Annotated in this window: 20 protein-coding genes; 15 read left to right on the top strand and 5 right to left on the bottom strand. The window is 57.1% G+C overall.

Annotation, left to right across the window (positions count from 1 at the left end; all coding sequences use genetic code 11):
- Positions 1–120: 120 nt before the first annotated feature.
- The 3 genes from metK to uvrA all read left to right on the top strand — a co-directional run bounded on the left by metK (position 121) and on the right by uvrA (position 5,245).
- Positions 121–1,293 (top strand): methionine adenosyltransferase, encoded by a 1,173-nt coding sequence (metK, locus tag SFX18_02235; protein ID MDX1961942.1) that lies wholly within the window; start codon positions 121–123, stop codon positions 1,291–1,293.
- Between the two features lie 154 nt (positions 1,294–1,447).
- Positions 1,448–2,356 carry a hypothetical protein gene (locus SFX18_02230; protein MDX1961941.1) on the top strand — a complete coding sequence of 303 codons (909 nt, stop codon included), beginning with the start codon at positions 1,448–1,450 and terminating at the stop codon, positions 2,354–2,356.
- A gap of 21 nt (positions 2,357–2,377) precedes the next feature.
- Complete coding sequence (gene uvrA / locus SFX18_02225; GenBank protein MDX1961940.1) at positions 2,378–5,245, top strand: excinuclease ABC subunit UvrA; 2,868 nt, start codon at positions 2,378–2,380, stop codon at positions 5,243–5,245.
- Between the two features lie 92 nt (positions 5,246–5,337).
- Here uvrA and SFX18_02220 read toward each other — a convergent pair whose 3' ends face one another.
- The 4 genes from SFX18_02220 to SFX18_02205 all read right to left on the bottom strand — a co-directional run bounded on the left by SFX18_02220 (position 5,338) and on the right by SFX18_02205 (position 9,634).
- Positions 5,338–7,320 carry a DUF1559 domain-containing protein gene (locus SFX18_02220; protein MDX1961939.1) on the bottom strand — a complete coding sequence of 661 codons (1,983 nt, stop codon included), beginning with the start codon at positions 7,318–7,320 and terminating at the stop codon, positions 5,338–5,340.
- A gap of 167 nt (positions 7,321–7,487) precedes the next feature.
- The gene (locus SFX18_02215) at positions 7,488–7,901 is read right to left on the bottom strand and encodes a DUF4440 domain-containing protein (GenBank protein ID MDX1961938.1); all 414 of its coding nucleotides are present in this window, start codon (positions 7,899–7,901) and stop codon (positions 7,488–7,490) included.
- Between the two features lie 228 nt (positions 7,902–8,129).
- Complete coding sequence (locus tag SFX18_02210) at positions 8,130–8,528, bottom strand: DUF309 domain-containing protein (GenBank protein MDX1961937.1); 399 nt, start codon at positions 8,526–8,528, stop codon at positions 8,130–8,132.
- A 344-nt stretch (positions 8,529–8,872) separates the two neighbouring features.
- Positions 8,873–9,634: a Bax inhibitor-1 family protein gene (locus SFX18_02205; protein MDX1961936.1), complete on the bottom strand. Its 762-nt coding sequence runs from the start codon at positions 9,632–9,634 to the stop codon at positions 8,873–8,875.
- Positions 9,635–10,119: 485 nt separating this feature from the next.
- Here SFX18_02205 and SFX18_02200 point away from each other — a divergent pair, with 485 nt between their 5' ends.
- The 3 genes from SFX18_02200 (at position 10,120) to SFX18_02190 (ending at position 13,369) form a co-directional block, all read left to right on the top strand.
- The gene (locus SFX18_02200; GenBank protein MDX1961935.1) at positions 10,120–11,193 is read left to right on the top strand and encodes a DUF1559 domain-containing protein; all 1,074 of its coding nucleotides are present in this window, start codon (positions 10,120–10,122) and stop codon (positions 11,191–11,193) included.
- A gap of 28 nt (positions 11,194–11,221) precedes the next feature.
- Positions 11,222–12,223, top strand: coding sequence for a DUF1559 domain-containing protein (locus SFX18_02195; protein MDX1961934.1), 1,002 nt, complete (start codon positions 11,222–11,224; stop codon positions 12,221–12,223).
- Positions 12,224–12,310: 87 nt separating this feature from the next.
- Positions 12,311–13,369 carry a DUF1559 domain-containing protein gene (locus tag SFX18_02190; GenBank protein ID MDX1961933.1) on the top strand — a complete coding sequence of 353 codons (1,059 nt, stop codon included), beginning with the start codon at positions 12,311–12,313 and terminating at the stop codon, positions 13,367–13,369.
- A 79-nt stretch (positions 13,370–13,448) separates the two neighbouring features.
- Here the strand turns inward: SFX18_02190 and SFX18_02185 are convergent, their stop codons facing one another.
- Complete coding sequence (locus tag SFX18_02185; protein ID MDX1961932.1) at positions 13,449–14,168, bottom strand: ABC transporter ATP-binding protein; 720 nt, start codon at positions 14,166–14,168, stop codon at positions 13,449–13,451.
- Between the two features lie 171 nt (positions 14,169–14,339).
- Here SFX18_02185 and SFX18_02180 point away from each other — a divergent pair, with 171 nt between their 5' ends.
- The 9 genes from SFX18_02180 to SFX18_02140 all read left to right on the top strand — a co-directional run bounded on the left by SFX18_02180 (position 14,340) and on the right by SFX18_02140 (position 22,404).
- Positions 14,340–15,350, top strand: a complete 1,011-nt coding sequence (locus SFX18_02180; protein MDX1961931.1) for a hypothetical protein — start codon at positions 14,340–14,342, stop codon at positions 15,348–15,350.
- A 125-nt stretch (positions 15,351–15,475) separates the two neighbouring features.
- A complete protein-coding gene (locus SFX18_02175) occupies positions 15,476–15,988 on the top strand; it encodes a histidine phosphatase family protein (GenBank protein ID MDX1961930.1) in 513 nt (170 codons plus the stop codon).
- Between the two features lie 771 nt (positions 15,989–16,759).
- Positions 16,760–17,443, top strand: coding sequence for an aquaporin (locus SFX18_02170; protein ID MDX1961929.1), 684 nt, complete (start codon positions 16,760–16,762; stop codon positions 17,441–17,443).
- A gap of 132 nt (positions 17,444–17,575) precedes the next feature.
- Positions 17,576–18,691 (top strand): SAM-dependent methyltransferase, encoded by a 1,116-nt coding sequence (locus SFX18_02165; protein ID MDX1961928.1) that lies wholly within the window; start codon positions 17,576–17,578, stop codon positions 18,689–18,691.
- Positions 18,692–18,948: 257 nt separating this feature from the next.
- Positions 18,949–19,629, top strand: coding sequence for a hypothetical protein (locus SFX18_02160; GenBank protein ID MDX1961927.1), 681 nt, complete (start codon positions 18,949–18,951; stop codon positions 19,627–19,629).
- A 578-nt stretch (positions 19,630–20,207) separates the two neighbouring features.
- On the top strand, positions 20,208–20,672 hold the full coding sequence (locus tag SFX18_02155; GenBank protein MDX1961926.1) for a hypothetical protein: 465 nt from the start codon (positions 20,208–20,210) through the stop codon (positions 20,670–20,672).
- A gap of 141 nt (positions 20,673–20,813) precedes the next feature.
- Complete coding sequence (locus SFX18_02150) at positions 20,814–21,443, top strand: hypothetical protein (protein ID MDX1961925.1); 630 nt, start codon at positions 20,814–20,816, stop codon at positions 21,441–21,443.
- Positions 21,444–21,889: 446 nt separating this feature from the next.
- Positions 21,890–22,108 (top strand): addiction module protein, encoded by a 219-nt coding sequence (locus SFX18_02145; protein MDX1961924.1) that lies wholly within the window; start codon positions 21,890–21,892, stop codon positions 22,106–22,108.
- Positions 22,105–22,404 (top strand): type II toxin-antitoxin system RelE/ParE family toxin, encoded by a 300-nt coding sequence (locus tag SFX18_02140; GenBank protein ID MDX1961923.1) that lies wholly within the window; start codon positions 22,105–22,107, stop codon positions 22,402–22,404. The genes SFX18_02145 and SFX18_02140 overlap by 4 nt, the downstream gene beginning before the upstream one ends.

The following is a 22,404-nucleotide window of genomic DNA, read 5'->3' as shown; positions in this document are numbered from 1 at the left end:
CCTCTGGCGGAAAAGTTCTTATACTCTAACTTTGATCACGGTTCAGCGATTTTTGCCTGATCGCGGCACGCCACCATTTTGGCGTTTTTTGCCCTTTTTTTGCTTGAGGAGTGGGTCAACGTGGCTTCTGGAAAATACTTGTTCACCAGCGAATCCGTCAGCATGGGCCACCCCGACAAACTGGCCGACCAAATCTCGGACGGAATTTTAGATGCCATGTTGGCCCAAGACCCGCTGAGTCGCGTGGCGTGCGAAACGCTGGTTACCACCGGCGTGGCGGTGGTCGCGGGAGAAATCACCAGCAACGCGGTGATTGATTATCAACAAATCGTGCGCGGCGTCATACGGGACGTGGGCTATACCGACGACCAAATGGGGATCTGCGCCGATACCTGCGCCGTCATGGTGACCTTGGATAAGCAAAGCCCCGACATCGCCCAGGGGGTGAACGACAACACCGCCGCGGGGAAGGATGTGGGAGCGGGGGACCAGGGGCTGATGTTTGGCTATGCGTGCAACGACACTCCCGAGCTCATGCCGCTACCGATCGCGCTCGCGCATCGGATTATCAATCGCCTGACCGAGGCCCGGCAACTACGGCATGTCAATTGGCTGCGGCCCGACACCAAAAGCCAGGTGACGGTGGAATTTGAGGGGAACAAACCAGTGCGGATCGACACGGTCGTGGTCTCTACCCAGCATAATGAGGAAGTGAGCCACGCGTCGATTCAGGAATATGTTATTAAACAAATCGTGGAACCCGCCCTGCCGGCGGAGTTGGTCAAAGGGAATATTAAATACCATATCAATCCCACGGGGCGGTTTGTGGTGGGGGGGCCGCAGGGGGATTGCGGCCTGACGGGGCGCAAGATCATCGTCGATACCTATGGCGGTTGGGGTCGGCATGGCGGCGGAGCGTTTAGCGGCAAGGACCCGACCAAGGTGGACCGCAGCGCGGCGTACATGGCCCGGCATGTGGCTAAGAACCTGGTGGCCGCTGGTTTGGCCGATCGCTGTGAAGTGCAATTGGCCTATGCCATTGGCGTGTCCGATCCGGTCAGTGTGCATGTCGATAGCCAGGGGACCGGCAAAATCAGCGATGAAAAGCTGTGTGCCATCGCCCGCGAGTTATTCCCCCTAAGCCCCAGTGGCATTATTAAGTATTTGGATTTGCGGCGGCCCATTTATCGGCCGACGGCGGCGGGGGGGCATTTTGGCCGCACGGGGAAACCGGGCGAATTTACCTGGGAAAGTACGCACCGCAAGGACGAACTGGCCAAAGCGGCCAAGTAGTTCCAGTGGCCTGTGTGTGATAACGTATATTTTGGAACTTTGGCAAGTTCCGCTACGGATTTGGCACGCAGCCTGTGCCTACCGCGATACGGAGCACGCCATGGCTTTCCCCTCGACTTTTTCCACACATCCATTCCCTCCCTCTAGCTCATCCATGCGGCCTTGGGCCTTTCCCACCTGGGCTGGACGCTGGGCCTGGGGCCTACTAGCGGCTTGGCTGGGATTGGCCTGCTTGCTATGGTTGCGGCGGATCGCGGGGGCGTTTTCTACGCCGCTGACTTGGAGGGAATATTTGCTCTTGGCCTTGCTCTGGCCGCTTTGTAGTGTGGGCTTGCGCCTAGGCCTGCGCGGCTGGACAAATTCTATCCCATTGCCAGGCAAAGATCGCGCCCTGGCGGCGCAACTCTTGCCCAGCGTGGGATTGGCGCTGCTGGGAGCGGCGGTCACCTACGGAACGAGCGCGCTGGGGATCACGCTCCTCTGGGTGGCGATAGGTAGCGAAATCTTGCTGGGGGCGGCAGGACCATGGACACTCCCCTGGCTCTCCCGGCGGCCGCTTGTACAAAGAATCCGGCGGCGAATCTTGGATCTCACACCAGAAACAGCGTCACCACTGGTAAACTCGGCACACGAAATAACCGCCGGAACGGAATCAACCGAATACCCGCAAGTCACGGAACAAATTTTGGAAATTGCGGACGATGAACGCCCTTGGCTGTGGTCGGAACCGGCGGCCACGCAGGAACAGCGGCGGCTGCGGCTGGAGAATGGCCAGGAGGTAATTGTCGGCTCGGTCCGCGTGATCCTGGACGCGACGCAAGAGTTGGCCTGGGCGCATGTGGCTTTTTGTCCGCCGCTCTGTACGGTGGCGGAGGTGGAAATCGAAATGCAGGAACCGGCCGCGGCTAAGATTAAGACCGCCCAGGTGCTGCCGCAGGGGATCCGGTTTGAAGTGAAGTTGCCACTGGCGGCCACCACACGGGAGGTTGTCTGGTCCTATGCCGCGCAAACAACCAGCACGCAAACAACAGTCACCTCACCCATCGCTGGCGGCGCTCCTTGACCAGCGCGGGAACAATCGCGGATGAATCACCCGTCCCAGTCGCCGGATGCAGCCCCCCCCAGCGGTTCCGCGCTGCGCCTGCGCGGCGCGCGGACGCATAATCTGAAAAACCTGGACGTGGACATCCCCCGCGATCGGTTGGTCGTGATCACGGGACCCAGCGGCTCCGGCAAAAGCTCTCTGGCGTTTGACACGCTCTTTGCCGAAGGACAACGCCAATACCTGGAAAGCGTTAGCATTTCCGCGCGCAAGCTGATCCAGCAGCTCGAACGGCCCGATATCGACTGGCTGGATGGCCTGCAACCCACCCTGGCGATCGACCAGCGCGCCGGCAACCAAAATCCCCGCAGCACCGTCGGCACCATCACTGAAATTTACGACTTTTTACGCGTGCTCTTTGCCCGCCTGGGCGTGCCGCATTGCCCCCGTTGCCAGATTCCCATCCGCCCCCGCCCCGCCGAGGAAATCGAGCGCGACCTGACTGAACGCCCCGTGGGGACAAAGCTGATGCTGTTGGCCCCGCGGGTATTGGCCCAGAAAGGGAAGCATCTGGACGAGTTTGAGCAGATTCGCAAGGCGGGGTTTCTGCGCGCGCGGGTGGATGGGGCGGTGGTGGATATCGATCCCCCGCCCGAGCTCAATCCCCGGCAAAGCCACACCATCGAGGCGGTGATCGACCGGATCATCATCCGCGAACAGATCCAAAAGCGGCTGGCGGAATCGCTGCGGCTGGCCATTGACCAGGGAAACGGCGCGGTCATTGTGTGCGAGTTGCCCGCTGGCGCGGAACTGGTCAAGCATCCCGATGGACGCGACGCCACGGTCTGGACCGAGACGCTGTTTAGCACGCTCTCCGCCTGTCCCGGGTGCCAAACCAGCTATCCCGAGATCGAGCCGCGCTCGTTCAGCTTTGGCAGCCCGCAAGGAGCCTGCCCCGACTGCCAGGGACTGGGCAACCGACACGAGTTGGACCCGCGACTGGTGTTGCCGGATGAAACGCGATCATTGGCGGACGGGGCCTGCGCCGCCTGGCGCGGGCTGTCGTCAAAACGGTTGGCCGCCTATCATGCCGCGCTGCAACCGTGGCTGGACGCGCATCAACTCGCGCTTAACACCCCCCTGGCCGATTATCCCGCTAGCTTGCGCGGGGAACTTTGGCGGGGTGTTCCAAATGGATTTATCGGGCTTAAGAATCTGCTGGAACAAGAATACGTCACCACGCTGCGCCCCGCGCGGCGCGAAGAACTGGCTGGCTTGCGCGCGGAAGTCCGCTGCCCCGGTTGCGACGGTAGCCGCCTGCAACCCCTGTCCCGCGCGGTTCGCTGGCAAGGGATCACCCTCCCCGAGCTGATATCCCTGGCCTGCGCGGAATTAGCCGCCTGGTTTGACAGCCTGGATGTCCCCCCCCGCGACCGCCCCGTCTTTGAGCCCTTGGCGCGGGAGATCACCAGCCGCTTGGCCTTCTTGCGGCGCGTGGGCCTCTCTTATCTGACGCTTTCCCGCCCAGCCAGCACGCTGAGCGGCGGCGAACTGCAGCGCGTCCGGCTGGCGACTAGCATCGGGTCCGGCTTGGTGGGGGTGTGCTACATTTTGGACGAACCCTCGATCGGGCTGCACCCCCGCGATAACGAATGGTTGATCGAATCCCTCCGCGATCTGCAAACCCAGGGAAATAGCGTCATCGTGGTCGAACATGACGCCGCCACCATGCTAGCCGCGGATTATTTGATCGATATGGGCCCGGGCGCCGGCGTGCATGGAGGTCGAATTGTCTCCTTGGGGACGCCGGACCAGGTTTGCGCGGATGCGGGTTCCTTGACCGGCGGCTACCTCAGCGGGCGGCTGCGCGTGCCGCGGCCAAGGGCGCGGCGACCGGTCAAAAGTTCGCGGCAATTGGTCATCAGCGGTTGTCGGGCCAACAATCTACAAAATCTGGATGTGACGATTCCCTTGGGCTTGCTGGTCTGCGTGACGGGGGTAAGCGGTTCGGGTAAAAGCACTTTGATTAATGGGACACTCGCGCGGGAGGTCGCCCGGCAGTTGCACGGCGCCACGCAGCAACCCGGGGAATTTGATAGCTTGCGGGGAGTGCGGCAGTTGGAGCGAATCGTGCGAATCGACCAGCAGCCCATTGGCCGGACCGCCCGTAGCACGCCCGCGACGTATTGCGGACTGCTGGATGAAATCCGGCGGTTGTTTGCCCTGACCAAATTGGCCAAGCAGCGCGGTTATCGGCCAAATCGGTTTAGCTTTAACGTCAAGGGGGGCCGCTGCGAGGATTGCCAGGGACTAGGGGAACGGCGCGTGGCGATGAGCTTTTTGCCCGATGCGCTGATCCCCTGCGCGGCGTGCCAGGGGACGCGCTATAACGCCGCCACGCGGGAAGTTTTTTACCGTGGACACTCCATCGACCAGGTTCTGGAACTGTCGTGCGAGGCGGCCGCGGCGTTCTTTGCCAATGTGCCGCTGCTCGCGCCGATGTTGACTTGCCTATGCGAGGTCGGGTTGGGATACCTGACACTGGGCCAGTCCGGGGGGACGCTATCCGGAGGAGAAGCGCAGCGCATCAAGCTGGCGGCGGAACTGGGCCGAGGGGCGGCGGGCAAGACCCTGTTTGTGTTGGATGAGCCCACCACGGGGTTGCACTTTGCCGATATCGCCCGGTTGTTGGAGGTTTTGCAGCGGTTGGTGGATGCCGGGCACACGGTGCTGGTCATCGAACATAACGTGGATGTGATGTTAGCCGCGGATTATCTGATTGATTTGGGACCAGAAGGTGGCGCCGCGGGGGGGCGGGTTGTCGTGTGTGGCACGCCGGAGGAAGTCGCCACCTGCGATGCCAGCCATACCGGGCGGCATTTGCACCAGGTGTTGGCGGCACTTTCGTGACAAAAACGACAGGCGGGGTTTTCCTGCTGGAAAAGCCCCGCCGGGACGAATCTACGGTTACTTGATCGTTAGCAAGTTTCCCCCAACAGGTGTTACCGGGGAGTGGCCGGGGCCTTTTGGGTTTCGACCCTCTTGGGCGGGGGAACCGCGTCCGACCCGCGCAATCCGCCAGGAGGGGGCAATGCCTGGGCGCCCGGAGGCGGAACAGCCCCTGGTGCTCCCCCGGGAAATGCGCCCGGAGGGGGCAAAGGTTGCCCGCCGGGAGGTGGTAACGCACCCGGTCCTCCACCCGGAAATGCTCCCGGAGGGGCGTTAAAGTTCGCTGGCGGCCGGGGACGACGAGCTTTTTCCTCCTCGGTCAGGGCATCGTCGATATTGACCAACTGGCCGTCGGACTTACTCGCCAAATTCCAAAACACCGTGGGGTCCACATCCGTCTTTAGGCTATACGACGCCCCGTCGGCCGTCGCGGAGATAAAGTATTTGGCATCTTTTGCACCCAGCATGGGGACTTTTCCCTTTTCCACGCTGATGTCCTCGGGCTTGGTCCAGGGAATTTCCCGGGTGGCCTCGACTACCAAGAGCGTATTGCTGGTACCGTCGGTGATGGTGGTAAACTTTGACCCGGCTTTGGCCGGTTCGGCGGTAAAAATGCCTCCCGCGGATGTCAACACATAGTAATTGCTATGCACGCTGTCGCGCTTAGCCTTGACCGAACGAAACACCGCTGGCATCTTGGCCAGGACTTTTTTGTTGTTCTCGCTATCCCACGGTTCGTCCAGTTTGTATTCATTGTACAACTTCCCATCCTCTAAAAATGGCAGGATCGCCACGCGCCAGCTATGGGGGGTCTTGCCATCCGGGCCTAGGACCACCGCCGGGGGCATATGCCCGTGCGCTTGCTCATAATTCATCATCGCGAGCGCGATTTGCCGCACGTTGTTCATTTCGCGCATGCGGTCGGCTTCGGCGCGGGCCTGCTTGAGGACCGGCTCCAAAAACTTAACCGCCAGCGGCATGAGTGTCTCGCTGGTCTTTACGGTCAGGTTGACGGTGTTGGCCGATTGTTTGATCTCCACATTTTTGACCAGTTGTTCCAGCTCGGCAAAGAACTTCTCCCCGGGCTTTTCGGGGTTATTGGCGTCCAGCTTGAGCATTTGTTGCTTGGCAACCGGTAGGAACGACTTACCCAGGGCGATCAACCCCTTGATGGTCCCTTCGACCCGCTTAGCCCCTTTTTCATCCGGGCAGATGGCCAAGGCATTCAGTTGCGGCACGGGGTAAAACTCGACACTCCCCACGGCAAAGTCGGACTGCTCCCACAGGGTGGCAAAGCTGTTAAAAATCATCCCTTCCATCCCCTCGGGCCTGCGGTCCCCCATCTGGGCTTTGACCAATTCCCGAACTTGCTTGAGATCGACCACGCCCACGAGCGGTTTGTTGGCCATTTTGGCAAATTCCGCCCCCCATTCGGGTTTATCGACGGGAGCGCCGTTGAGGGCCTGCACGGTATTGGCCAGTTTGGCATCCATGACAAAGACCAGCGTCCGGTCATCGGTCTGGATAAAGGTGTTTTGGATTTTTTCGACCTGTTGGGTTTGGGGGTTCCAGGTATCGGCCTCCCGTTGCAAGGTGGGAAAATTTCCCAGCTTTTCGCCGGGTTGAAAGTTTTTAAGCATGGTCGCGGCGTAGGACTGCAGCGCGGCGGGCGTCGCAAAGCGTATGCTAAAGCCCCCCTGGGGGGCCTGGACTTGGCGGGGGTCTGCGACCACCAGGGCGGATTTGACGGAATCCACATCGGCCAGCGTGATGCCGGTCGATTCCTTCATCTCGGAAAGTTCCTCGAACATTTTGGCCAGCTTGGCCAAGTCGGGGTTCTGCAAGGCCGGACCGGGGCTGGCCCAACCCGCAAAAAGCGGTTCGGCGGGAAGAAAGTGCGTGTTATGAACCGCGGCGGGCGCGGGGGTCGGGGCAAGCTGGGCATGAACGGGGGTGGGAAATAAGTGAACAGCCACAAAGAGGCATGCCACTGCCAGGCCAGACTTATACAAGTGATTGAAATAGGGTGTGCGCATTAGTTGATCCAATAGTGAGTGTGAAAGTGTGTGATTGAAACGAGTGTTGAGGATGGACTGGTGACTCATTCGATGACTTAAATCCAATCTTGCGATTTCGTTGGTAGTTTTTAAAGTAAAAAAATTAATGACATGTCGCGTAATTGTTAAAAATCTTTAACTCCCCCCTATCCCGGCAGCGACCGGTGCACATGCGTCAGTTTCCAGCCCCCGGACTGCTTGTGCCAGACGCGGGTTTCCTCCACCCGTTTGGTTACCGGACCGCTGGGCGTGACCACCTGCGTTAGCCGGGTGTACAGCACCAGGGCCGCGTCACTTCCCAGGGGACGGACCACGGGACTGGCCATCGTCACCTGGATCTGTGTCGCCGGGCCCCCCGCGGGGAGATCAAAATAATACTTATGAAACGGCAATCCCGTGATCAAATGCCCCAGCCCCTCCGGCTCAAAACAGGTCAGCCCCGGATCGCACAATTCGGCGTAGGTTTTCCAGTCCCCCGCAAAAATGGCGTCCAGTAACCGCTGGTTGTGCTCCAACAGGGTCGCGGTCAATTCGGTCTGTGCGGCGTGATGGTCGGGCATGGGCGATAAAATGAAAACAACAGACGGGGGGGAACGACTCCCTGAGCATGGACTCCTGGGGCATTTTCCCCGATCCCGCCCTCAAAGAAAAGCGTTTTTTACAAAATATTTATCAAGAGAACCAAACTGGCATTTCCGCCAGGTTGAGAGTCCCGCGTCCGTGTTAGCAGGGGGCCAGCTCGCCGCCAGGGATGTTTTTTGGACCCAGCCACGAAAACGCACCCGGATTTACGCGGCTTCGGGCGCGAGATGAATTTCGGGGATTAAATCGGGATCGATCTCGATTTGGGGAAATTCCTCGGTACTGGCGGCCACTTGGGCAAAGCAAGCTTCAAATTCGGACAAAAACTTTTCCAAGTCCAGGCCCAGGTAGTGGGGGCGGTACGGTTCGAGGTACCCTTTGACGCTATGGTACAGTTTTTTGGCTCCGCGAATGTTGCCATTGCCAAAATGAAACAGGCCCACGGCGGCTTGGATCAGGCCTTGATAGTATTGGCGGGCGGGTCCCCGATATTCGGTCCAAAGTTCTTCCCAGACCTCGTGCGCTTCAAAAAAGTCGCAGACGTTAAAATGCTCGATCCCCTGCAAATAAAGCGGATCGCGCGTGTCGGGTTCGGCGGGAGGCATGGGGAGCAAGTGGGAAGTAGATGGTGGAAAGTGGATGGTGAAGAGCGGAAAGGTTAGCCGCGACGCGTAGCGGAGCGCGGACCAACGCGTGGTATTGGTGGCTTGAGTTTGGAGGAGTGGAGTATGGCATTTGGTTGATGGAATTTAGTCATTAGCACATAACCCAACTAAACAGCACAAGCGGCACCGCTGATTTAACAGGGTGCCGCTTGTGTAAAAAAGTCCATGAGCCGCCACCAGTCATGATTGGCAAAAAACGCCAGGACCCGTATTGCCCATCAATCGCGGGTCGGGGCAAACCCAATCCCGCGACTGCGTGAATCCAGCCCCGCGACAGCGTAAATCTAGTCTCGCGACTGCAGCTTCATCAGGAAAATCAAAATCTGATAGAACAGCATAATGACCGAAGCAAACAGTTCGAGCGCGGCGCCCACATAACGGTCCTCGGTATAGTGATGCAGGATCATCGAGGTGTCGTACATGATGTAACCGCATGCCAGGGCGATCATCAATCCTGTAAACCAGATCCCCAGCGTAAACCCAAAGATCATTCCCACGATGATGGTCGCAAAGGCGGTGATCCCCACCACGGTCAAAATCTTGCCCATAAAGGACAAATCGACCTTGGTAAACCATACCACCGCCGTCAACCCGGCAAACACCGCCACCGTGATCAGCGCGGCTGACTCAATCAGATGCTGCCCCGGAAATGAATGATTCGCGACGTATAACAGCGGCGCCGCCACTAGCGATTGGGCCACCACGTACAATCCCAAGCCAGCGTATTGCACCGGCAAGGAAATCGCGCTATGGGCCCAGTAACTGGCCAGCCAGCTCGCGCCGATCATCATGCCCAGCAGGATGAATGTCCCGTAATGGGTTCCGTAAAAGAAACCGGTCAGGGTTGCCGCGGCAGGGGTATTTAACAGCACAAACTGCAACGCTGCAAAGGCCAGCACCGCGCCAAACATGTGGGTGTAAACCCGGCGGATAAACGTTGTGCGGGTCGATTCCTCGGCCAGGGCGACCGGTGTCCCGCCTAAAAAGGCGTACGGATTGTCCCGACCTGATCTTAGCCAATCTTGCGAATTATTATTTTCCGACATCGACAACCTCCTAAGGAAAGTGCCCAAAAATATGAATTGTGTGGGTTGAAGTTCTAAATTATTAAGTTGCCAGGACGCGGTCTGGCGTCACAGGCAGGCCGTGCAGGGGATCAAGGCCGCCCCGGGAGGGGATCTCCCCGTTATTTACCATCCTATTTACGCGGGCCGTGGGGGAGGAGTGCGGAAAGCGCGAAATATATTCGTTTGAACGCCCCAAATATACCTTTTTTCTGGGTGGTTTACCAGAAAAATCGGCCAACTAGGTAAAAAAGGCCGATCTCGTGGATTTTGCCAAATTTTGCGCAAGCGAATGCCCCCCGCAGTACGGTTATTTCGCCATTTCCTTGACTTCTCCCAAACGTGGGGAGATAATCGACTTTGGGCCAGCCCGGGCTATCAAGGGCGGGTCTGGACTTATCTCTGCAAGCGAAACTTTTTGGCGAGAGCGGGGGGCGCTAGCCATAAATTGATTCGCCAGGAACACTATGAAGGCATCTGTCAAACAACACGGCTTCACCCTGGTGGAGTTGTTGGTGGTGATTTCGATCATTGGCATTCTGGTGTCAATGCTCTTGCCCGCGGTGCAACAAGCCCGGGAAACCGCCCGTCGTGCACAATGCGCTAACAATGTGCGCAACATGACCCAAGCCTGTCTGCAACATCTTTCCCAACACAAGCATTATCCCACGGGTGGCTGGGGGTATCGCTGGGCGGGGGATCCGGATTTGGGGTTTAGCCGCAAACAGCCGGGTGGGTGGATGTACAACATCCTGCCGTTTATTGAAGAAGGTCCGCTGCATGACCAGGGGAAGGGACAGGCGCAACTGGCCAAGGAACAAGCCGCGGGCCGGCGCATGGCAACCCCTATTTCATTGTATAGCTGTCCCACCCGCCGTCGGGCCGAGACCCGCCCATTTAAAAAATTTGATTACATCAATGCCCAGGATCCGACGCAGATTGCCACCAATGATTACGCGGGCAATGGGGGGAACTTGGGTTTTGAGAACTGGAGCGGCAACCAAGTCAGCGGCCCAGAGAGCCTGACATTCTTAACCAACGTGCTAAAGAACACGCCCGGCGCGGGCAAGGCTGTGGATAATTTTTATAACGGAACAAACTTGCTGAACCATAATGGCATTACCTACATTCGCAGCGAAGTAACCGCCGCGATGGTCCGCGATGGCACCTCCAAAACCTATATCCTAGGCGAGAGGTATTTGCATTTCACCACCTATGACACGGGAAACCCATCGGATGACGACCAAAGCTGGGATTCCGGGTATGACTGGGACGTTAATCGGTGGACTGGCGAAAAGCGCGGCAATACGGTCAGTGTTATTCCCCCGCTGAATGATCAAATGGTCCCGGCCAACCGCCAAGGGGAAGGAAACCAGAACTTTGGTTCCGCGCACACGACCACCTTTAACATGGGCATGTGCGATGGGGCGGTAAAACAAATATCCCACGAAATCAATACCCGTGTGCATTTTGTGTTAGGTGGTCGAGACGACGGGCAATTGTTCAATAACGTCATGCAAAGCACGGAAAGCATTGAATAAGCTTCGCACTTTTGTAGGCATTTTTTCCATGATAAATAAAAATACACTTAACGGCTTCACCCTGGTGGAGTTGTTGGTGGTGATTTCGATCATTGGCATTCTGGTGTCAATGCTCTTGCCCGCGGTGCAACAAGCGCGGGAAAGCGCGAATCGCTTGTCCTGCCAAAATAATTTAAAAAACCTGGCGACCGCCTGTAAAAGCCACTTGCAAACACAGCGTTTTTTGCCATCGGGTGGTTGGGGGTACCGCTGGACGGGCGATCCCGACCGGGGGTTTACTCGTCGGCAAGTTGGCGGGTGGATTTACAATTTGCTCCCCTATTTAGAGGAAAACGCGCTGCATGACTTGGGCAAAGGCCAGCCCGAAGCCATCAAGCGCGAGCAAGGGCGCATCCGGACTGAAACCCCGCTCACGTTCATGAATTGTCCTTCGCGGCGCATTCCCCAAGGTTTGCCGTTCAAGCTGCCGGGACTGTTTCATAACATTAATAACCCCCGACTGATTGGACGCACGGATTACGCCGCCAATGCCGGCGATCTCGGCCAGGGGGACCACGAAGGGGCGGGCCCCAATCTGCTCAATGGCAAACCCGCCGCGATCGATGCCGCTAGTTATGCCCCGGGTTTAAATGCCACGGGGGTGATTTATGTCCGGAGCGAATGCACCCCGGCCATGATCAAGGATGGTTCCAGCAAAACCTATCTCATGGGAGAAAGGCACATCTATAGCAGTGATTATGAATCGGGTGAGGCCAACGACGATAACGAAGGCTGGAACACCGGCTACAATAACGACAGCACGCGCTGGACGCATCGTGCCCCGGAAAACGACTTTATCCGGATTAGCAACGACCGCTGGGAATTATTTGGCTCGGCGCATACCACAACCTTTAACATGGCGTTTTGCGATGGCAGCGTGCAGTCGCTAGCCTACACCATTAATAAGGATTTGAATCGGGTCCTGGGAAATCGCGCCGACGGCCAGCAGATCAATGGCCGCTTTATCGACTCGAGCGAGATTGCCCAATAAATCCCGCCACTTTTGTCATTTTTCCCTGATTTTCAACGTTTTTGCGGATCGCTCCGCGCCCATTCCGCCAACACCAAGAACCATCCGATGATCCATTCCCTGCCCGCAAATCGTTGTTCACGCCCCGTCACGCGCGGCTTTACCCTGGTTGAGTTGTTGGTGGTGATTTCGATCATCGGCATCTTGGTGTCGATGCTCTTGCCCGCGGTGCAACAAGCTCGCGAAAGCGGCAACCGCGTCCAGTGCAAAAACAACCTGCGCAACCTGGGGACCGGGGCTAAGCTCCATGAAACTGCGCAAAAGTTTTATCCAACGGGGGGTTGGGGTTGGGGCTGGGCGGGGGACGCCGACCGGGGATTTACCCGCAAGCAACCCGGAAGTTGGTTTTATAATATTTTGCCCTACATTGAAGAACCCGCGTTGCATGACTTAGGCAAGGGCGTGGTAAATCAAACCCTAAAACATCAGCAGCACGCCAAGCGGGCCGCGACGCCCGTGGCTGTCTTTAATTGTCCCACCCGCCGCCGCGCATTGACGTGGGCCATGCCCAATCCCCGTTATGTGAATATGGACAATAACCTGATACGCAACGGCATCGCTCGCACGGATTATGCGGCGAACGGAGGGGATGTGGCCTTTGCGGGAATTCCTGAATTTGGTCCGCAAGCAAATGCACTCACGTTTACCAACGCACAATGGAAACCCCTGGAAACCGCGGGAAATAATTACTCTAGGGACCACAACACCACGGGGATTGTTTCGATCCGCAGTGAGTGGACCTCCAGTGCGATCAAGGATGGCCAGTCCAAGACCTATTTGGCCGGAGAGCGCTATATTGACGCCGCTTTGTACGAAAGCGGCCAGGCCTCGGATGATGACCAAGGTTGGGATGTCGCCTATGATTGGGACAACATCCGCGGTACCCAAAATCCGCCGCAGTTTGACGTCAATGCAAATAACGGCGGCGGGGCCGACTTTTTTGGCTCCGCTCACACGACCGTTTTTAACATGGTAATGTGCGATGGCAGCGTACAAACGCTTAGTTACGATGTTAATCGCTTTGTCCACCGCGTCCTAGGTCACCGGGCGGATGGACAAATGTTTATGGGAACTTTGTACGAAACATCCTCTGTCCTGGGTCAATAATCGCTGGCAATGGACAGAAATCGCTGGCGATGCGAAGAGGCGTGTGGGGCATATCAGGGGACGTGACGTTGATGGGGGGTTACCTGCCGGAGCCAACTCCCCCCGCGCTCGGCGTTGGGGTCGTGGCCTGTCGCGGCCGCACCGCCAAATTCAATTCCTCCAGGTTGACCACCCGTTCAAACTGGCTGGCCACCTCGGGCGCGTGCGTGACCAATAGTAAGCTCACCTGGTCCTGGGCGCAGCATTCGCGAATCAGATCAATCACCCCCTGCTGGTTGCGGGTGTCCACATTTGCCGTCGGCTCGTCGGCCAAAAGCAGTTTAGGACGGTTGGCCAGCGCCCGCGCTACCGCGACGCGCTGGCGTTCTCCCACGGATAATTGCCCCGGCTTGTGCTGCAGGCGATGGCCCAGGCCGACCCGTGCGAGTAGTTCTTCCGCCCGCGCACGATCAGCCCCCTTGCTGGAAAACGTCATGCCGAGTAGCACGTTTTCGAGGGCGGAAAACGCTGGCAGCAGGTTGAACGTTTGAAACACGTAGCCAATTTTACTGGCGCGAAAGCGGTCGCGGACCGCCTCGCCCAGTTTGGTGATGTCGGTTTGATCGACCAGCACTTCTCCGGCATCGGGACGGATGATTCCCGCGATCGTGTGCAAGAGGGTCGTTTTTCCACAGCCGCTGCGCCCAACCAGGACCGTCTGTCCTCCGGCGGGAATGTCAAACTGGGTAATTTCTAATATGGGCATTTCCCCGCCGGCGGGATCACGATAGGACTTACGCAAATTGGTGATTCGCAGCATGATAAGGTACGCGGGGTGGGCGAAGTTTAGATGGCACGGGCAATTGGCTATTTAACCTACTTCCCAGGATACTAGCTAGCCAGTATCCCGGCTAGATGCGGCGGCTGGCCCCGGCAAGTCTAGGCAAATGGCAGTTTCCATAACTTTTCCTATTGTTCATGGCGGTGCCTTATGATTTTGATTGGCTGGGATGAGGCGGGCTATGGGCCGCCGCTGGGTCCCTTGGTGGTGGCCGTCAGCGCGTGGCGGGTACCGGATGATTGCCCCTGTTTAAGTTTGTATCATCGGTTGCGGCGGTTTATCAGCCCTGCGCCTCCCGAGCCTGACAACGCCGGCCCCGTCCCCCCGTTGTGGATCGCCGATTCCAAGCTCGTGCATGGGCGGGGGGGATTTTCCGAGTTAGAGCGGGGTGTCTTGTCGCTGTCCCGGGTCGCGGCCGAGTGGCTAGCGCGGCAAAGCGCCTCACCCACGGTGGCCAGCCATCAGCCAGTCTCGACCGACTTGCTAAATTTTTTGGCCGGGTTGGGGATGTTCCCGGACTCGACGCGGCAGCCGTGGGAATGGCGCGAAGAGTGTGCCCTGCCCCTCGCTCAAACCCCCGAGGAATTATTTCCCGCAGACAAATTGGCCCGTGAATTGCGGAATGAGAGTGTGGAACTGTTGCAGCTACGGGCGGCCGCGCTCTGGCCGGCGGAGTACAATGCGCAACTGGCGCGAAATGCACAAAATAAAAGCCTGTTGTTGTTTGACGTGGGGGCAAAACTGGTTCGAGAACTATTGAACCAGTATGCCGCGGAACCGGTGGAGATTTTTGCCGACAAGCAAGGCGCGCGTAATCGTTATGGGGCCATGCTGCAAAACGAGTGGGAACTGGACTGGATCAACGTGGAATTGGAATCACAGGAAGCCAGTCATTATACTTGGCGGACTGACGGCGTTTCGCGCGGGGCGCACTTTTTGGTGAATGGCGAACGGGCCTTGCCGACCGCGGCGGCCTCCATGACGGCCAAGTATGTGCGCGAATTGGCCATGCGTGGTTGGAACCATTTTTGGTGCGGGCAAATGGAACAGTTGCGCCCCACCGCCGGTTACACGGTCGATGCCCGGCGGTTTATCCTGGAGATTCGTCCCCGGCTAAGCGAACTGGCCATCGCCGATGAACAGGTCATTCGCTGGAAGTGAGTGGTGCGTGCATCAGCCGTCGGGCGCTAGCCCACGGTTCCTATAAGTAAGTGGTAAATTGCAAAACACGAGTGCGTTGATTGATATTCTGCTTCCATGCGCGAAAACACCAATCGGAACCGACCATGATCTTATACCTGATGCGGCACGCCTGGGCGGGGGACTTTGGCGATCCGCGGTATCCCGACGATCGCCAGCGGCCCCTGACCGCCGAGGGACGCAAGCGCTTTATCCGCTGGCTCAATTATCTGGAACCGGCGGATATCCGCCCGCGCGTCATATTTACCAGCCCCTATGTTCGCTGCCGCCAAACGGCGGACCTCTTGGCCGAATGGCTGGCCGACACGCACAAATATTCCGCCACCGTGATTTCAATCGATGAACTAGGCTGCGGCGCGCGTCCCCGCGATGTCTGGACCACAACCCAGGGACATCCAGCGAATGCCCTGGCCGAAGATCAGGCCTGGGTGGGGCACATGCCCGATATGTCCAGCATGTGCGGGGCTTGGCTGGGCCTTAGCGGCGGAGGGCTGCACTTTACCAAAGGGGCCATTGCCGCCATCCGTTGCGATCCGCCGCCCCAACTAGGCCAGGGGGAATTGCTATGGTTGGCCTCGCCCAAGATGGCGGATGTGTAGGGGGGGTGGAGAGTAATGGAGTTTGGAGTAATGGAGTCTGGTATTTGGTTTACACGGTGAAAGCGTATTAGGCAAAGGGGCTAGTTCGCGGAATACTCCTGTCCCTCTACGCCTTGTCACCGGAATGAAATTTTAGCCGCGCAGCGGCGTCAGTATTCTAGCCGGGGGTGCAAACCCCCGGATCGCAGGATGGATTGGACCCAGAGCCGCGCAGCGGCGGCGTGGCACACTCTCATAACCAAAAACGCACTCCAACCTGATACGACTTCGCGGCTTTAAGGCTGATTTTTTTGAATTTTCCAAATTGATTCGTGAAATTCAGCTGATGAATCGGGCCGTTGGCCCTTCCCTTTATACTTTTCCATTATCCTAGGGCGACGCTGCGCTTGCCCTAGGCTGGGATAGGTCGGGCCTTTGGCCCACAAGGCTCACTGCGGTACGGGCTTCAGCCTGTAAACCTAGAGATTCGGGGTCGGGAGTCTGACACGGTGAAAGCGTATTAGGCAAACGAGCTAGTTCGCGGCAGACTCCTGTCCCTCTACGCCTTGTCAATACATTCGGAATTCTGGCGAATTCCGCTACGCGACCAAACTTATCCGTAGCGGAACTTGCAAAAGTTCCGTAACGATCCGTTTTATTGACATCTTTATAGTGCCCCCTCGGAATTCTGGCGAATTCCGCTACCATTCCCCGGTTGCACTTTTTTTTAGTAGCAGGCTATACTGCGGTGCAACTTTGCTATTTCCTTGATCTTTTCCCAGGTGGAATCTTATGGACAAGACGTTTCCAGCGGCCGTGGCGGAGTTTCTTGGCACGTTTACACTCGTCTTTCTCGGCGCGGGGGCGGGGGCGCTGGCTGGCAGCAACGGCGCGGGGATCGTCGGTGTGGCGCTCGCCCACGGCTTTGCCTTGGTGGTAATTATCTACACCTGGGGTTGGATTTCCGGGGCGCATGTCAATCCGGCGGTGACCCTGGCGCTACTGCTCACCGGCAAAATTGACATTGGCAAGTCAATTGTTTACTGGATCGCCCAAATGGCGGGCGGTGCCGCCGCTGGCTATCTGCTGCTGTATATTCTGGGACCCGATAGTGACCTCGGGCAAACGCTCGGCTCGCTCTCTCCGGGAAAAGCCAACGCCGACCCCACCAAACTGGTCGTTGTCGAGGCTGTCCTAACCTTCTTTCTGATCTGTGCGGTCTTTGCCAATGGCGTCGCGCTCAAAAGCGGCAACATCATCGGCGTGGCCATCGCCTTTACCCTGGTCGCGGATATCCTCATGGGCGGGGCACTCACCGGGGCCAGCATGAATCCCGCCCGCACTTTTGGGCCGGCACTTGCCAAGAATGACCTTTCCTACCTGCATTTGTACATCATCGGGCCCGCCATCGGTGCGGTCGTGGGGGGCATTTTGTACAATGTGATGTTCCTCAGCAACGAGCCTGAACAGCGCTAAGTTTGCCCCCATTTTATTTTCATACCCTAGGGCGGCGCTAGGGGTGCTAATGGGCAGGGCAAGCTGGTAAACTGGGTAGTTTGTGTTTATTCCTTTTCGTGCAAATACCCATTTGCCCAGGTCGCTTGCCTTATGGCCGCCGCGCCGCGTTTTTTACTGGCCACGTGCCAACGGGGGGCCGAGGCTCCGTTAAAACAAGAATTGGCCTTACGCTGGCCGGGCCTGTCCGCCAGTTTTTCCCGTCCGGGATTTGTAACGTTCAAGGTTTCGCCGGATTTGGCGTTGCCAGACGACCTGGATCTGGGAACGACGTTTGCCAGATCATGGAACTGGTCGCTGGGCAAGCTGGCGGGGTCGCCGGCGGAATGGGGGGCCCAAGGGGAAACCGTGGCCCCGCGGCTAGCGGAAATGGCGGCTAAAAGCCACGACGCCCTGGATAAGCAGGGGACGCTGTTGCCGTTTGAGCAAGTGTTTGTCTCGTGCCGCGATGCGCAGACCGTGGGGGATCACGGTTATGAGCCGGGGCCGACCGCGGAAACGATCGCCGCCACGGAATTTTTGCGGACACTGTTGCCCGGGGAAATCTTGCGTAGGAATAGTGATGGGGACGCGCTGCCGCTGCGCGCCGGACAGCGGGTGCTGGAGGTGATTCAGGTGGAGCCCGACGAATGGTGGTGTGGGTGGCACACGATCCGCCGGGGAGCTCCCTGGACGCGCTGGCCGGGGGGAATCTTTCAGTGTGAGCCGCCGCCGGATATGGTCTCGCGGGCGTATGTGAAAATGCGCGAAGCGCTGGCCACGTGGCGGTTCCCGATTGAACGGAACCAGATCGCGCTCGAGATTGGCAGCGCGCCCGGCGGAGCCAGCCAGGCGCTCTTACGCGCGGGGTTGCGGGTCATTGGCGTGGATCCGGCCCAAATGGACGAGCGCGTGTTGGCGGAGCGAAAGTTCAAGCATTGGCGCAGACGCGGGCATGAAATTCGCAAAACAGCCTTGCGCGGCGTGCGCTGGATCACGGCGGATATCAATGTCACCCCGCAATATACGCTGGACACCATCGGCGGCATCGTGACGAACCAGCATGTGCGGGCCGAGGGATTGATTTTGACGCTGAAGCTGCCGGACTATCGACTGGCGGCGGAATTGCCCGATTTTTTGGCAACTGTGAAAAGCTGGGGGTACGCCCACGTGCAGGCCCGGCAACTGAGCCACAATCGGCAAGAATGCTGCGTCGCGGCCTTACGCTAGGGAAAGTGCCGGAATTTTCTGGCAATTTTCCAGTATTCGCGATCTTAGCGTTATAGGACTGATTTGGCGGATTATGGAGGGACAACCTGCAAAATCGTTGACATGAATAAAATTAGCAACTAACCTTCAGCTTAGCTTTTACGTCATTTTGTGTTTGCTTTTTTGGGAAACGCTACTGAGTTTCACACCTTTTACGGGCCACTGATCCGCCAGCGTAAAGGATTTCGCGCCGGAAAGCAGGCCCACGGAGTTGCCTCATGAATTTCAATTTGGGTTGGTTGCGTCCATTGTGGTTGGGCGTGATGGTCGCGGGCATGTTTTGCCAGACAAGCGGGATGGCTGTCGCGGCGACAAGCACTTACACATCTTCCGCGGATTTCTTTACCGCGCTGGGGGCCACCCCCTTTGTGACCGAGACTTACGAAAGCTACCCCATCAACAGCACGATTCCCGCGGGCACGCTACTTAATGGAATCAACTATGATTCCTTCCCCATCGGCGCGGATGGCCGCGTGGATAACAATTACAATCGCCTGGGGGACGCCAGTCTGGCTTTGCAGCGGGGACTGAATAGCTTTGCCTTTTTCTTTCCGGGCGAAAGCTTTAGCGTCACGTTTGAAAATCCCGTCTACGGCGTCGGGATTTTCTTTAATGTGGTTGAGAGCCCGGTGGATTCGTTATTTATTAATACGCCCGTGGGGAATGCCCTAACCGGTGGCGCGACCTACGATCAAGGCACGCTGTATTTCGCGGGATTGATTTCCGATACGCCGTTTAGCTCGGTGACGATCGGTGGCGATGCGACGATTGGCAGCGGGTATAATGTGGACAATTTGACGTATGTCACCAATCCCATTCCCGAACCGAGCGCATGGATGGTCACGGCGGGACTATTGGGTCTTGCCTGCTGGGTGCGCCGCGGGGCAACCCGGGCGTAAGGGGTTGGGGTGGGTAGCCGTAGGTCGGATCACGATCCGACATGACCGTGGTGTTGTATCAACGATTAATCAACTCACCCAGGTTTGTTCGCTCCGCTCCAACTCTTGGGCGATGATACACGGTATTGCCCATTAGCAGGGCGTAGCGAGGTACCCCCTCTCCCACCGGAGAGTGCTGGGGAGAGGGAACTCTACCGCAACGCGGTTACATAACTCAGCCCTGGGTTGCCGCGTAGCGGCTACCCAGGGGGCCATAATACAAAAAGTTCAACCGCAACGCGGTTGCGTAAATTCCGCAACTAACAATCAATTCTTCGTGCCTTTACAAAATGCCAGCCACGCTTTATTTAGCTAGATAGAGTATTATTTTGAATTTGCAATTTGTTGACTCTTGGTATACGCACCACGGTACGATAAGAGAAAATTGCTTTAATGCTGAATTGGGCCATATAAGTAGCCGCGTGGAAGGCGTGAATGAGGCAATATTTGGCAATTAAAGGTCGTGCCCATTGAGATCATTCCCAATATCCAACTGCGTGTTCTGCTTTGTTGTCCTGCTGTTTGCGTCGTGGTGCGTGATGACCGTTATTCACGAATCGGGGCATGTCGTCTGCGGGTGGCTGGGGGGCGGGACATTGCGGGAAGCCGATCTTGCTCCATGGCGCCTGCCCCAGAGTCGCTTTGCCCCCGATCCTCAACCGCTTTTCACGCTATGGGGCGGTCCCGTGATTGGCGTGTTGGCGCCATTGATCGCCGCGTTGGTCATCAGGCAGCGCTGGATGTGGTTTATCGCGTATTTTTGTATCCTGGCGAATGGCGTGTATTTGGCCATCGCTTGGATGTCAGGGCATCAACAGCTCGACACGGCTCGTTTGCTGCGTCATGGCGCCAGTCCCATTTCGATTGCCGCCTTCTGTGTTGTCACTATCGCCATTGGTTACGTAGGCTTTCGGAGAGAGTGCCTTGACCTGCTCGCAGACGGGCAAAAAGATCGCGATGCGCCAGGGAACGCCGAACCAGACGTTGGAACGGACACTCGATAGCAAGCTATGGTATAATAAGCCAGTCGGCCGCGGTTTGGACGATTATTTCCATTGTTTTGATAGAAAGCGAGGATACCCGCCTTCGATTACGCAAAACTTGAGTTAGCAATTTCCATTAGCAGTCAATGTTACAAGCTGCTGATGTGGATCAGCGACGCCATTGACAAAGGATTGATTCAGCCTTCTAGAGTTGCTCATCACTCCGGAGGACCGGAGGCAGCGACAGAATGGCTGCGGTCCAATTACCACCATCTTCCCAATCATCTACGTCCGCAAGAAGAAGAGCTCGACGAATTTGGGGCCTTCTTCAGCACGTACCTTTTGTCGTCATTTGACATCGTTGAAAAACCGGGGACAAAGGGAATTGGTCCAACACCAGTATTATGTCGATGTGAACTTTGCATGCGAATCGTCAATGCATCCCACCTGCATCCCAAGAAGCTTTACGCTAGGGATAAGCGACGGGCGGATTATTTGATGTCAGAATGTATTGCGGAGCTGGCCAGCGAGAATGGGTTAAAGATTGATGAAGAGATGACGACGCGTCTCGTGACTGATGAAAAGACGAGGAGAAATTGTGCGTACCTTGCGTATGGTCATTGGCTGATCAAACGCCTTTCCGGCGAATCGGATGGTCCCGCTATACTTGCGCTCTGGCGACTGATCGCGTGGGACTCACGCGGTGGCATGCGCAGCGGATTCACGCTACAACTGAATGACTTTCACATGGCTGAAACGGAACTAATCTCGACAATAAAAAACGCGATATAGCAATCAAATTCAACGGAGTGTGGCCCGCTGACGCATACCATTCAGCGGCGGAATGATCACCACGGACTTGGTTTCCCAGATAAGGAGAATGTTATGGCCGACGAACAATCGCGTCCTTGTCCCGAGTGCGATGGGACCATGGCCCCGATTCAGCTCCACGACAAAACGCACCCCACCGGACACCACCAGGCCGTCGAGTACTCGCTGCCCGGCGGCCGGCCGAGCTTTTGGCTGGGCCGCTACCCGGTGGCCGGGACAGTCGCCGCGTTCATGTGTGGCGAGTGTGGGCGGATTAACCTCTATGGGATGTTAAAAGCCTAGTAACGCAGGAGATAGTCGCGATAATCCAGACGCTGACTTTTTTTGCGGCGGAGGATTTGCCGGGAATTTTGAGAAATGCTATCCTTTAATTCTAAGCATCCTCTTTTCCAATACACATTGTTAACATGGCAAGCATCACTTCCCTCGAATTCTTATCGATTCAGGAAAAATTGGCGTTGATGGAAGAACTCTGGGCGGATTTATCCCGCCAGCCCGCGGATATTACCACCCCCGCTTGGCATGGCGGAGTATTGGCAGAGCGCATTGCGGCTGTTCAGGCTGGCCAAATACAATTTGGCGATTGGGAAGCGGCTAAGGAACGCTTACGAAAGCGTTGCTCATGAAGATTGTAATTCTCCCGCAAGCCGAACATGATCTAGAAATAGGCGCGGATTTTTATGAATCACAACGTGAAAGACTGGGTAAATATTTTACCGATTGCCTGCTTACAGATATTGATTCGTTACTCATCTATGCGGGAGTGCATGAACGGGTGCAAGGGTTATATCGTTGTAATTCCAAAAGATTTCCTTTTGCAATTTATTACGATATTCGCGAGAACGAAATCGAAATTTACGCCGTCCTTGATTGTCGGCAAGACCCCGATAAAATTTCCGCTAAGCTCAAAGGCTTAAAATGA

It is taken from the genome of Pirellulales bacterium (genome assembly GCA_033762255.1).
Lineage (GTDB): Bacteria > Planctomycetota > Planctomycetia > Pirellulales > JALHPA01 > JANRLT01.
Note: the sequence above shows the minus strand (reverse complement) of the source record. Positions and strands in the feature narration are given on the sequence as shown.